At 58.5% G+C, this 12,166-nt stretch carries 9 protein-coding genes and 1 tRNA gene; all 10 read right to left on the minus strand.

Annotated elements, in window-relative coordinates:
* Positions 1 to 40: 40 nt before the first annotated feature.
* Positions 41 to 4,222: a BREX system serine/threonine kinase PglW gene (gene pglW, locus QME24_RS02595; RefSeq protein WP_064590784.1), complete on the minus strand. Its 4,182-nt coding sequence runs from the start codon at positions 4,220 to 4,222 to the stop codon at positions 41 to 43.
* A 351-nt stretch (positions 4,223 to 4,573) separates the two neighbouring features.
* A tRNA-Pro gene (locus tag QME24_RS02600) sits at positions 4,574 to 4,650 on the minus strand.
* Positions 4,651 to 4,766: 116 nt separating this feature from the next.
* Positions 4,767 to 5,123 (minus strand): MerR family transcriptional regulator, encoded by a 357-nt coding sequence (locus tag QME24_RS02605; protein WP_009685877.1) that lies wholly within the window; start codon positions 5,121 to 5,123, stop codon positions 4,767 to 4,769.
* Positions 5,104 to 5,406: an integration host factor subunit alpha gene (gene ihfA, locus QME24_RS02610; RefSeq protein ID WP_003250679.1), complete on the minus strand. Its 303-nt coding sequence runs from the start codon at positions 5,404 to 5,406 to the stop codon at positions 5,104 to 5,106. Before ihfA ends, QME24_RS02605 begins: the two co-directional genes overlap by 20 nt.
* 4 nt (positions 5,407 to 5,410) lie before the next feature.
* On the minus strand, positions 5,411 to 7,792 hold the full coding sequence (gene pheT, locus QME24_RS02615; RefSeq protein ID WP_054904110.1) for a phenylalanine--tRNA ligase subunit beta: 2,382 nt from the start codon (positions 7,790 to 7,792) through the stop codon (positions 5,411 to 5,413).
* Between the two features lie 31 nt (positions 7,793 to 7,823).
* Positions 7,824 to 8,840, minus strand: coding sequence for a phenylalanine--tRNA ligase subunit alpha (gene pheS, locus QME24_RS02620; protein WP_280091421.1), 1,017 nt, complete (start codon positions 8,838 to 8,840; stop codon positions 7,824 to 7,826).
* A 109-nt stretch (positions 8,841 to 8,949) separates the two neighbouring features.
* Entirely contained in the window at positions 8,950 to 9,306 is a 357-nt protein-coding gene (gene rplT, locus QME24_RS02625; protein WP_003250671.1) for a 50S ribosomal protein L20, read from the minus strand.
* Between the two features lie 27 nt (positions 9,307 to 9,333).
* Entirely contained in the window at positions 9,334 to 9,528 is a 195-nt protein-coding gene (rpmI, locus tag QME24_RS02630; protein ID WP_003250667.1) for a 50S ribosomal protein L35, read from the minus strand.
* A 60-nt stretch (positions 9,529 to 9,588) separates the two neighbouring features.
* Positions 9,589 to 10,140, minus strand: a complete 552-nt coding sequence (gene infC / locus QME24_RS02635) for a translation initiation factor IF-3 (protein WP_012052879.1) — start codon at positions 10,138 to 10,140, stop codon at positions 9,589 to 9,591.
* Positions 10,140 to 12,062 (minus strand): threonine--tRNA ligase, encoded by a 1,923-nt coding sequence (gene thrS, locus QME24_RS02640; RefSeq protein ID WP_054904111.1) that lies wholly within the window; start codon positions 12,060 to 12,062, stop codon positions 10,140 to 10,142. Before thrS ends, infC begins: the two co-directional genes overlap by 1 nt.
* Between the last annotated feature and the right edge of the window lie 104 nt (positions 12,063 to 12,166).

Below are 12,166 nucleotides of genomic sequence, written 5' to 3' on the forward strand. Positions count from 1 at the left end.
GCCCAATACCTGAAGGTTCTGGGTCTGCTATCAATTTTTCTTAGGCAGTGGTTTTAACTGCCTGAGGCAGTGACTGGGAATCGTCAAGCCAGCTACTGGGAATATGGGCAAACTCTTTGCTACCTGCGCCTGTAGGCACCAATACGTCATCGATCATGGCCGCGGAACGCTGCGCATCCACGGCGATGAGCAGAACCAACCCAGGCAACGCAATGCCACTGCGACCGATAACGTTCATCAACTGTTGGCGCAGATCATTCAGCCATGTTGTCACCAGCTCATAGCGCGCCAGCAGCCCTGGCTCCGTCAGAAGCACTGGTTGACCGGCCTGCAGAATCTCCTCAGCCATGCCCGGTAACGCGCGCTGCACCAGGCGCTGCAGGTTCTGCCAATCACGTGAACTGTGCTCACAGGCGTCTGCCTTGAGCACCACTTGCCAATCCGGCGCTTTGGGCATACTGGCGCATACAGCTTGTACATGGCGAAGTAGCAGTTCATCAAAACTGATGCACTTAAACGGATAGTCTCGGCAGAGTTTTTCCTGCGCTTGCCACCACTGACGCGGCCTGACGGTCAGCGCCAAGAAGTGGGAGGCAGTCACTGCCTTCTCCAGCATCAAGCCCAGCTCTTTAACCGACTTGAGTGTGGTGGTGTCGTCTTCGCCTTGTTGAGTCTGGCTGTAGTGAGTAGACCCGGCTGATGCGAAGCTGGTCATCCCTGCGCTTGGCAGGCAGTAACCGCCCCTATCGCCGTTGGCAAACTCAAAGCTGCCATTCCACTGGAAACCGATATCGAGGGAGCGCACCAAATCATCCAGCTCGGGACGGCCAGGTAGCTCCTGCGCTGCGGGATAGCGGCCGGCTACGCGTGTCTGAACATCTTTGACGGTAAGCGCCTTGCTGCCCAATAGCGCACCCTGGGCCAACTCCAAAGCAAGCTTGGCGAGCATCTCTCGCGGATAGAATTCCACACGGCTGGATAGCGCTGCACTCTCGGATGCAGCTGCAGCCAAACGCAGAAGCCGGTGGTTGCTCAGACCTGCAAATGACTCTGGCGCTGGCACAGCCCGGATCTTCTCTAGCGTACGAACAGGAGCCAGCAGTGGCAGCTGGCGCGCACACTCATCTGCCAGGCTGCCAAGGTCGCAAGCGTAATCGGCCAGTTCCTCCCCTCGCCCCTGACGATTATCGGCAATCAGGAAGCGGTTACCGGAGCGACGCAAAAGCCAACGAGGCTCCTGTTTACTCAATTCCGTTTCCACGGCTGCCCGCACGACGGCATAGGCCCAGCGCTCACGCAGCGGGCTGTCTTGCACCGAGCCGCGACGAAGCAGGATTGCGTCAGCAACTTCGACCGCCGTCATTACGCCGCCGTTATCCTCCAGCAGGCCGACGATGTCTTCTCTCAAGTCCGTAATCGCTTTGGTCTTACCCCACTGGGTCAGAACCTTATCGACCAGCTCGCGCACCAGCAGAGTCTCAATGCCGAGGTGGCCGCTGATGGCTGCCGGCGTAGGCCAATGAACGTTGTGAGAGCCCTTGGGCGCATCCTCGTCCAGTCGACCCAGGTATTCGTTAAGAAAGCTCAAGCGAGTCTGATCGGTGGACTTTGGCAGAACCTGCTGGAACAGACGGTCGACACTTACAACGCTGGTATCACTGCTATCCAATTGCTGAACTTGTTGGCCGTCCAGAAGGCGCGCCTGAAGCTGACCTATGACATCGGAAAGCTCATTACGGGTCTTCACCCCCACTCCCGTCCAGACTCGAACGCGGGAGCGATTCAGTTTGATGAGGTCAGCAACGCTGTTGATGTTCCGGCGGCTGAGGGTGTCCAGCGCTTGTGGGCTCAGAGCCAACAGGCCAATCTGCGTATCCAGCTGAGCCTCGCTGACGGGGCAAGTACGCTCCACAGGCTGCTGAGTCGTATGCAGAGACTCACTGCGCGCGTCATGGAATGTTTTGCGCCACTCACGCAGCATCTCCCCGGCACTGGCAAAGCGCTTGCGCACATCACGAACCAAGGCACGTTTGAAGAACTCAACCATGCGATCGCGAATGCTCGGATCGAAGACGGTTCGATCAACCTCCAGCTCACCTTCGAGTTGATGTGGCAGCCCTTCAGAGGACGTCCACCCGGGCAAAGCGCCTGCGGCCATCTCGTAAAGGGTCAGCGCAACGGAGAATCGCTCGGCATGGTCGTCCCAACGGCGGCGGCCAGGATCACGGATGAACGGATCCATGTAGGCCAGAGTGCCAGCACTGATATTGTCAGCACCGGCACTGGACAGGGAGAAGTCAAAAAGCATGAGGTGAAGAACGCTGCCTTGCATCACCAAGCCGATGTTCTCTGGCTTGATATCACGATGCACCAGCGCCTGGTCTTCTAGATGCACAACCGCACTGAGCAAGTCGTCACCGAAGCGCTCAAGCAACTCCAACTGCACAGCGCCGGCATGGCGGAGGCGCTGAGCCAGGGTGCCCTCGGTCGCATAGTCGAGTAGCAGAGCGGTATGGCCAACGACATCCAGGGTTTTGTAGTAAGGAACAATGGCCTGGTGCCGCAACCTGGCCAGCACTTCGCCCTCTCTCGTAAGACGGCTATTGTGGTCAGGTGTCGAAGCGATCTTCAGGACGCGAGACTGCCCCTGGTAATCAACCAGGAATACGACTGAGCACGCACCTTTGCCAAGTGACTGAATAACCTGGAAGCCTCCTGGCAGGAGGTCACCTTTACGGGCCTCCGTTGGGTTAGTTCGAAGCGTGCTTGGCTGGCTAAGCTCGTCCTCAAGGTCATCCAGTCGTTTGATGAACTCACTGACCGATTCCAACCGGCTGCCGACATCAGGGTGCGTGGCGTACTGCACCAGGTACTGCATAGCCTCGCTTGCACCGTTGATCTCATCGGTAACCTGCAGACCACTGCCTCGGCGCAGCTTGTCCAGTAACTCAATATCGGTTTGCGCGGGCTTCTTACCTGTAAATAAGTGGTAGGCGATCGCACCCAGGGAGAACACATCCAAGTGCACACCGTCTGCAGCACCAGTGTGCGCTTCCAGAGCGACATAAGGCCCGGCCTCTTCATGTACAAGGTTGCTCAGACGGGTTAGCGCACTGATGTTGCGCGATTCACTCTCGAATACTCGCTCGGCAGTGGCCCAGTTGCTGATTTTGGCACTGAACTTCTCCTCACCCAGCTGCTTGACCCAGATACACTGAGGACTTAGCCCACGGTGATAGAGCTTTTGCCCGTGCGCGTACTGCACAGCTTCTGCTATTAGGCGAAGCAGGTAAGTAGCCTCAACAATATCCAGGCGGCGATCCTTGCCCAGATGCATCAATAGATGGTCGAGACGAAACGCTTTGGGATCATGCTCATAGACCACAGCAGGACCGCTATCGTGCTGCTGAAATTCGTAAGCCCGTAAAATCCCTGGGTGCTCAATTCCCTCAAGCAAACGAAACTCAAGCTTTGCTGCTTTTTCGAGCCGAGAAACCTCTTCCTCGGGCTTATCCTGCGTCAGGTAAATGCGCACCTTGCGTTGCAGACCTAGGTCTGGATGCAAAGCCAGCCAATCCTGATATGTGTCTGACTCGTAGAGAAGGCTCTGGAGCTCATAGCTGCCGACGCGACGCATACGTACGGACTCTTTGATACCCGCCTCTTCGACAGCACGCGAGATGACCTTGGCCGCGTAGGCAGAAATCTGCCGATGCTTCCAGCTCTCATCGATAAGCGTGATTTCGCGGAGCAACTCTTGCCTGCTCACCACCCCTTGGCGCGCATTACCTTCTAGCTTGATGATCAAGTCCTCCGCAGAGAGGAACACCAAGGCATCGATAAAGGGGACTGTTTCCTTGCTTCGATGGAATGAAGGCTGCATCTTTAGCAGCGAAGCTAGTTTTTGCGCCTTACGTCGCGCGAGCAGGCGGGGGTTATCGAAGATCTTTTGCCCCCCCTTGGGCAGAGGCCTTTCCCAAACCCAGTTGGCTGCGTCACCAGCAATGACGCCCGGATGAGACTTGATCTCGATAAGGTACATACCCTTAGGCGTGAGCACCATGAGATCAACTTCGTTGATTGAGCCGTCCTGGGCGATGAACTCGAAATTGGCCCATGCACGATACGGATCGTGATCAGGGAGCAGTCGCTTGGCAAACTCCAGCGCTTCCCGCTCCCATGTGTAATCGGATTGGGTGATCTGCTTCCAAAGTTTGTCCATCAATGGTCATCCTTGCTCTTTAACTGGCGCGAACTGCGATCAAGAATTTTCAAACCAAACAGCCTCACGATACAGGACACCACAACGCACCTAAACCAATCACGTGGCATACCACCACAACAAGGCTACGCGTGATTCGAGCTCGACGGACAACCCCAACAGACGCCTGTGCTGGGCTAATGAACTTTGCGCGTCAGCTTCGACTCTTCAGATGCGCCATCCAATCTGCCAAGCCAATCTCAACTGGCAACCAATTGGCAACCAGAATAGCCATTTAAGAGGTGGCAAGCAAAAAAGGCGGAAATAAAAAAATCCAAGCACCCGTAAGTGCTTGGATTTCTTGGAGTATTTTGGTCGGGACGGAGTGATTCGAACACTCGACCCCTTGCACCCCATGCAAGTGCGCTACCGGGCTGCGCTACGCCCCGACTGGGCTTGAAGCATGTTCTCAATACTGCCGAGAACGTTGAAGAATGTACCCTAACCCTCTGATAAATGAAAGCTTTTTCTCAAAAAAATTTTCACTCACCCGAAAAGCCACAGCTCACTTCTTCAACACGACCAGCACATCCTCCAATTCGACAATCATCTGCCGAATCAGCTGCTTGTACTGGCTCGAATCATCTTTAGCCTCATCACTGGAGAGCCGCAACCGCGCCCCGCCAATGGTGAACCCCTGCTCGTACAGCAGCGCGCGAATCTGCCTGATCATCAGCACGTCTTGCCGCTGATAATACCGCCGGTTCCCCCGCCGCTTCACAGGGTTGAGCTGGTCGAACTCCTGCTCCCAATACCGCAGCACGTGTGGCTTTACGGCACACAACTCGCTCACTTCGCCAATGGTGAAGTAGCGTTTGCCCGGTATGGGGGGCAGTTCGTCGTTATGGCTTGGTTCCAGCATAGGCCTCAACCCGGGCCTTCAACTTCTGCCCTGGACGAAAGGTGACGACGCGCCGTGCGGTGATCGGGATTTCTTCCCCGGTTTTGGGGTTGCGGCCCGGCCGCTGGCGTTTGTCGCGAAGGTCGAAGTTGCCGAAACCGGACAGCTTGACCTGCTCGTTCTCTTCAAGTGCGTGCCGAATTTCTTCGAAAAACAGCTCGACCAGCTCCTTGGCCTCACGCTTGTTAAGCCCCAGCTCCTCGTACAGCCTTTCGGCCATCTCAGCTTTCGTCAGAGCACCCATGCCGTTATTTCCTTAACGTGGTGTTCAACCTTTGTTCGAGCGAGGTGAGGATGTTTTGCAGGGTAGTGTTCACCTCATCGTCGTTAAGAGTGCGCGATGGATGCTGCCAGGTCAAGCCGACGGCCAGGCTTTTTCTATCAGGATCAATACCTTTACCCTGGTAGACATCAAACAGCCTGAGGTCTGTGAGCCATTCGCCTGCATTGTCACGAATCAATTCAAGCACCGCACTGGCTGCCACGTCACGGCCGGCGATCAAGGCCAGGTCACGACGGGTTTCCGGGAACTTGGACAGTTCGCTGAATTTCGGCAGGCGGCCTTCGACCACGTCGCCAAGCACCAGCTCGAACAGGAACACCGGGCGGTCCAGGTCCAGGGCTTTGGCCAGCTCTGGGTGGATGGCGCCGAGGTAACCGACCAGTTTGCCGTCGCGCTCGATGGCGGCGGTCTGGCCTGGGTGCAGGGCTGGGTGCTTGCCGGCGCTGAAGGTGAAGTCGCTCAGGGCACCGGAATAACCCAGCAAGGCTTCCACGTCGGCTTTAACGTCGAAGAAATCGACGCCGTCGCGGCCGTTGGCCCAGCCTTCTGGCAGGCGGCTGCCGGTGACCACGCCAGCGATCATGGGCTGCTGTTGCAGGTCACCCAGCTGGCCGACGAAACGCAGGCCGCTTTCGAACAGGCGCACGCGGTCTTGCTGGCGGTTCAGGTTGTGCTGCAGGGCTTTGACCAGGCCCGGCCACAGCGAAGCACGCATGGCGGCCATGTCGCTGGAAATGGGGTTGGCCAGCAGCAGTGGCTCTACGCGCGGGCTGAACAGTTCGAACAGTTTCGGGTCGATGAAGCTGTAGGTGATGGCTTCCTGGTAACCGCGGGCAACCAGCAGGCGGCGCAGGGTCGGTAGGTCACCGCGGGTTTCCGGCTTGCCCTGTGGCGCCAGGCGCGCTTGCGGGTAGCGGACCGGCAGGTTGTTGTAGCCGTACAGGCGGGCCAGTTCTTCGATCAGGTCCACTTCCAGGCTGATGTCGAAGCGGTGGCTTGGCACGGTGACGGTCCACTCCCCTTCGGCTGCCTTGCTGGTGGTCAGTTCCAGGGCGTTGAGCAGTTGCTCGACCTGGGCTGGGTCCATTTCCATGCCAAGCATCTGGGTGATGCGTTCGGCGCGCAGGGTAACCGGGGCCACCTGCGGCAGGTGCTGCTCGCTGACGGCTTCGACGACCGGGCCGGCTTCGCCGCCGACAATGTCCAGCAGCAGCTGGGTGGCGCGCTCCATGGCTTCGCGGGCCAGGTGCGAGTCGACGCCGCGCTCGTAGCGGTGCGAGGCATCGGTGTGCAGGCCGTAGGAACGGGCTTTACCGGCAACGGAAATCGGCTCGAAGAAGGCACTTTCCAGGAACAGGTCGCGGGTCTTTTCGGTGTTTACACCGCTGTGCTCGCCACCCATGACGCCGGCGATGGCCAAGGCACGGGTATGGTCGGCGATCACCAGGGTGTCGGCGCGCAGGGCCACTTCCTGGCCGTCGAGCAGAACGAGCTTTTCGCCCTCTTCGGCCATGCGTACGCGAATACCGCCGTTGATTTCTGCCAGGTCGAAGGCGTGCATCGGCTGGCCGAGTTCGAGCATCACGTAGTTGGTGACGTCTACGGCGGCGTCGATGCTGCGCACGTCGCTGCGGCGCAGGCGCTCGACCATCCACAACGGGGTTGGCTTGCTCAGGTCGACGTTACGGATAACGCGGCCCAGGTAGCGCGGGCATGCAGCCGGGGCGCTGACTTCAACCGGGCGCACTTCGTCGTGGGCTGGTGGTACAGCAGGCACTACCGGGCGGCTGACCGGGGTGTCGTACAGGGCGCTGACGTCACGCGCCAGGCCGGCGATGGACAGGCAGTCACCGCGGTTCGGCGTAAGGCCGATTTCGATGCTGGCGTCGTCCAGGCTCAGGTAGGTACGAATGTTCTCGCCTACCGGGGCATCGGCTGCCAGTTCCAGCAGGCCGTCGTTTTCTTCGCTGATTTCCAGCTCGGCAGCCGAGCACAGCATGCCGAAGGACTCGACGCCACGCAGCTTGGCCTTCTTGATCTTGAAGTCGCCAGACAGCTCGGCGCCGATCATGGCGAATGGCACCTTGATGCCTGGGCGGGCGTTAGGGGCGCCGCACACGACCTGGAAGGTTTCCTGGCCGTTGGTTACCTGGCACACACGCAGCTTGTCGGCGTCCGGGTGTTGTTCGGTGGCCAGGATCTCGCCTACCACGATGCCGCTGAACTGGCCGGCAGCGGGGGTAACGCTGTCGACTTCAAGGCCGGCCATGGACAGGCGGGCAACCAGTTCGTCACGAGAGACTTGCGGGTTTACCCAACCGCGCAGCCACTGTTCACTGAATTTCATGCTGTTCTCCTGAAAATTGCGTCGATTGGGCCTAGCGGAATTGCGCCAGGAACCGCAGGTCGTTGTCGAAGAACAGACGCAAATCGTTGACGCCATAGCGCAGCATGGCCAGGCGCTCGGCCCCCATGCCAAAGGCGAAGCCCTGGAACTCTTCCGGGTCGATGCCAGACATGCGCAGCACGTTCGGGTGCACCATGCCGCAACCCATCACTTCCAGCCAACCGGTTTGCTTGCACACCCGGCAGCCGTTGCCGGAGCACATCACGCACTGGATATCGACTTCGGCGGACGGCTCGGTGAAGGGGAAGAACGATGGGCGGAAACGCACCGCCAGTTCTTTCTCGAAGAACACGCGCAGGAACTCTTCGATGGTGCCCTTGAGGTCGGCGAAGTTGATGTCGCGGTCGATCAGCAGGCCTTCGACCTGGTGGAACATCGGCGAGTGGGTGATATCCGAGTCGCAGCGATAAACGCGGCCCGGGCAGACAATGCGGATGGGCGGCTGGGTGGACTCCATGGTCCGCACCTGCACCGGCGAGGTGTGGGTACGCAGCAGCATGTTGGCATTGAAGTAGAAGGTGTCGTGCATCGCCCGCGCCGGGTGGTGGCCGGGAATGTTGAGCGCTTCGAAGTTGTGGTAGTCGTCTTCCACCTCTGGGCCTTCGGCAATGCCGTAGCCAATGTGGGTGAAGAACTGCTCGATGCGCTCGAGGGTACGGGTGATCGGGTGCAGGCCACCGGTGGCCTGGCCACGGCCTTGCAGGGTGACGTCAATGCATTCGGCAGCCAGGCGAGCGCTGAGCTCGGCTTCTTCAAAGGCAGCCTTGCGGGCATTGAGCACAACGGTAACGCGCTCTTTGGCGTCGTTGATCAGCGCGCCGACTTTCGGCCGCTCTTCGGCTGGCAGGTTGCCCAGGGTCTTCATCACCTGGGTCAGCTCGCCTTTCTTGCCGAGATAGTTAACCCGGATCTGTTCCAGGGTAGTGATGTCTTCAGCGCGCTCCACGGCCTCTAGGGCTTGGGAGACCAGCGCATCCAGGTTTTCCATGTACAGACTCCAGATACGAAAATAGGGGAAGAGCTTTGAAGGCTCTTCCCCTATCGATGACGTTCAATGCCCGGCGCCGCGAGCGCCGCCGGGTGATTGTCGCGGGTACTTAAGCCAGAACGGCTTTAGCTTTCTCGACAATCGCAGCAAACGCCGCTTTTTCGTTCACTGCCAGATCGGCCAGAACCTTACGGTCGATTTCGATCGAAGCCTTTTTCAGGCCAGCAATCAGACGGCTGTAGGACAGACCGTTGGTGCGGGCACCGGCGTTGATACGAGCGATCCACAGTGCGCGGAACTGACGCTTCTTCTGGCGACGGTCGCGGTAGGCGTATTGGCCAGCCTTGATGACCGCTTGCTTGGCTACACGGAATACGCGCGAACGTGCACCGTAGTAACCTTTAGCCAGCTTCAGAATTTTTTTGTGACGCTTACGAGCGATAACGCCGCGCTTAACACGAGCCATGAGTAACTTCCTCTATCTTAACCAGAATTAACGTACGCGCAGCATGCGCTCGACTTTCGCCACGTCGGACGGGTGCAGCAAGCTGGCACCGCGCAGTTGACGCTTACGCTTGGTCGACATTTTGGTCAGGATGTGGCTCTTGAAAGCGTGCTTGTGCTTGAAGCCCGAAGCAGTCTTCAGGAAGCGCTTCGCAGCACCGCTCTTGGTTTTCATTTTTGGCATGTTGGAACTCCGCATTCGATAAAATTACACATAATCATCAGGCCTGCCGTGCCCGGGAGATTATTTCTTTTTCTTGGGGGCGATGACCATCATAAGCTGGCGTCCTTCCATCTTGGGATGCTGCTCAACGGTGCCGTATTCGGCGAGGTCGGCTTCGACCCGCTTCAACAGCTCCATGCCCAGCTCCTGGTGGGCCATCTCACGGCCGCGGAATCTCAGAGAGATCTTGGCCTTGTCCCCATCGGTAAGGAAACGTACCAGGTTGCGTAGTTTTACCTGGTAATCCCCATCCTCCGTCCCTGGACGAAACTTGATTTCTTTGATCTGGATCTGTTTCTGGTTTTTCTTGGCTTCGTTAGCCTGCTTCTTCTTCTCGAAGAGGTGCTTGCCGTAGTCCATCACCTTGCAGACAGGTGGTACTGCGTCTGCAGAGATTTCTACCAGGTCCAGCTTCGCTTCATCAGCGATACGCAGCGCTTCATCAATCGAGACGATGCCAACTTGCTCGCCGTCTGCGCCAATTAACCGAACCTCGCGGGCCGAGATATTCTCGTTGATCGGGGCCTTCGGTACAGCACGCTTATCGTTTCTCATTTCACGCTTAATAGTCATTACTCCGATTCTTGGCGACCACGCCGGGAAACCGCTTGATTCAGCAGCTCAACGAACTGGGCGACGGGCATGGAGCCCAGGTCAGCACCTTCGCGAGTGCGCACAGCGACGGTTTGCGTTTCGACTTCGCGGTCCCCTATAACCAAAAGGTACGGGACCTTGAGCAAAGTATGCTCGCGGATTTTAAAGCCGATCTTCTCATTTCTCAAGTCCGACTTGGCACGGAAACCGCTACCGTTCAGAGATTTCTCCACCTGAAGGGCGAAATCGGCCTGTTTGTCGGTGATGTTCATGATCACCGCCTGGGTCGGTGCGAGCCAGGCCGGGAACACGCCAGCGTAGTGCTCGATCAGCATGCCGATGAAGCGCTCGAACGAGCCGAGGATGGCACGGTGCAGCATTACCGGGCGCACGCGGCTGTTGTCTTCGGCGATATAGCTGGCATCCAGGCGCTCTGGCAGGTTCGGATCGTACTGCAGGGTACCGCACTGCCAGTTACGGCCAAGGCAGTCACGCAGGGTGAACTCGATCTTCGGACCGTAGAAGGCGCCTTCGCCTGGCTGGTATTCCCACTCCAGGCCGGATTCGTTCAGGGCGTCGGCCAGTGCACCTTCGGCACGGTCCCACAGCTCTTCGGAACCGACACGCTTGGCCGGGCGGGTGGACAGCTTCATGGCAATGTCGCTGAAGCCGAAGTCCTTGTACACGTCCAGGGTCAGCTTGATGAAGTCGGCTGCTTCTTTCTTCACCTGTTCTTCGGTGCAGAAGATGTGCGCGTCGTCCTGTACGAAGCCACGTACGCGCATGATGCCGTGCAGGGCACCGGATGGCTCGTTACGGTGGCAGGCACCGAACTCGGCCAGGCGCAGCGGCAGGTCGCGGTAGCTTTTCAGGCCCTGGTTGAACACCTGCACGTGGCACGGGCAGTTCATCGGTTTTACCGCGTAGTCGCGGCTTTCCGACGAAGTGGTGAACATGTTCTCGGCGTAGTTGGACCAGTGGCCGGAACGCTCCCACAGAATACGGTCGACAACCTGCGGGGTCTTGATTTCCTGGTAGCCGTTTTCGCGCTGCACGCCACGCATGTACTGCTCGAGCACCTGGTAGACGGTCCAGCCGTTGGCATGCCAGAACACCATGCCTGGGGCTTCTTCCTGCAAGTGGAACAGGTCGAGCTGCTTGCCAATCTTGCGGTGGTCGCGCTTTTCGGCTTCTTCGATGCGCTGGATGTAGGCTGCCAGCTGCTTCTTGTCCGCCCAGGCGGTGCCGTACACGCGCTGTAACTGCTCGTTCTTGGCATCGCCACGCCAGTAGGCGCCGGACAGCTTGGTCAGCTTGAAAGCCTTGAGGAAGCGGGTGTTGGGCACGTGCGGGCCACGGCACATGTCAACGTATTCTTCGTGGTAGTACAGGCCCATGGCCTGTTCGTCCGGCATGTCTTCGACCAGGCGCAGCTTGTAGTCTTCGCCACGGGCGGTGAAAACGTCGATGACTTCGGCGCGCGGGGTGACCTTCTTGATCACGTCGTAGTCTTTGTCGATCAGCTCCATCATGCGCTTTTCGATGGCGGCCAGGTCTTCAGGGGTGAAGGGGCGCTCGTAGGCGATGTCGTAATAGAAGCCTTCGTCGATCACCGGGCCGATCACCATCTTGGCGGTCGGGTACAGCTGCTTCACCGCGTGGCCAACCAAATGGGCGCACGAGTGGCGGATGATCTCCAGTCCCTCTGCATCTTTAGGGGTGATGATCTGCAGTGTGGCGTCGTGGCTGATCAGGTCGCAGGCGTCGACCAGCTTGCCGTCGACCTTGCCGGCCACGGTGGCCTTGGCGAGGCCTGCACCAATGGATGCGGCTACATCGGCTACGGATACGGCGTGATCAAACGAACGCTGACTGCCATCGGGAAGAGTAATAACGGGCATGGCGCCTCCTCTCCTAGTGGTGACCCCTACCAAAGGTCACGTGGGTTGGGATGAGCCAGTACAAGATCCGACCTGCCTTCCTGCAAAGGAAGCCTGCCTCACAG

The organism is Pseudomonas sp. PARCl1 (assembly GCF_947311875.1).
GTDB lineage: Bacteria > Pseudomonadota > Gammaproteobacteria > Pseudomonadales > Pseudomonadaceae > Aquipseudomonas > Aquipseudomonas juntendi.

Coding starts and splice junctions, on each gene's coding strand:
- rplT (WP_003250671.1), bottom strand. CDS start 9,306: ATGGCTCGTGTTAAGCGCGGCGTTATCGCTCGTAAGCGTCACAAAAAA.
- rpmI (WP_003250667.1), bottom strand. CDS start 9,528: ATGCCAAAAATGAAAACCAAGAGCGGTGCTGCGAAGCGCTTCCTGAAG.
- ihfA (WP_003250679.1), bottom strand. CDS start 5,406: ATGGGTGCTCTGACGAAAGCTGAGATGGCCGAAAGGCTGTACGAGGAG.
- pheS (WP_280091421.1), bottom strand. CDS start 8,840: ATGGAAAACCTGGATGCGCTGGTCTCCCAAGCCCTAGAGGCCGTGGAG.
- thrS (WP_054904111.1), bottom strand. CDS start 12,062: ATGCCCGTTATTACTCTTCCCGATGGCAGTCAGCGTTCGTTTGATCAC.
- infC (WP_012052879.1), bottom strand. CDS start 10,140: ATGACTATTAAGCGTGAAATGAGAAACGATAAGCGTGCTGTACCGAAG.
- pglW (WP_064590784.1), bottom strand. CDS start 4,222: ATGGACAAACTTTGGAAGCAGATCACCCAATCCGATTACACATGGGAG.
- pheT (WP_054904110.1), bottom strand. CDS start 7,792: ATGAAATTCAGTGAACAGTGGCTGCGCGGTTGGGTAAACCCGCAAGTC.
- QME24_RS02605 (WP_009685877.1), bottom strand. CDS start 5,123: ATGCTGGAACCAAGCCATAACGACGAACTGCCCCCCATACCGGGCAAA.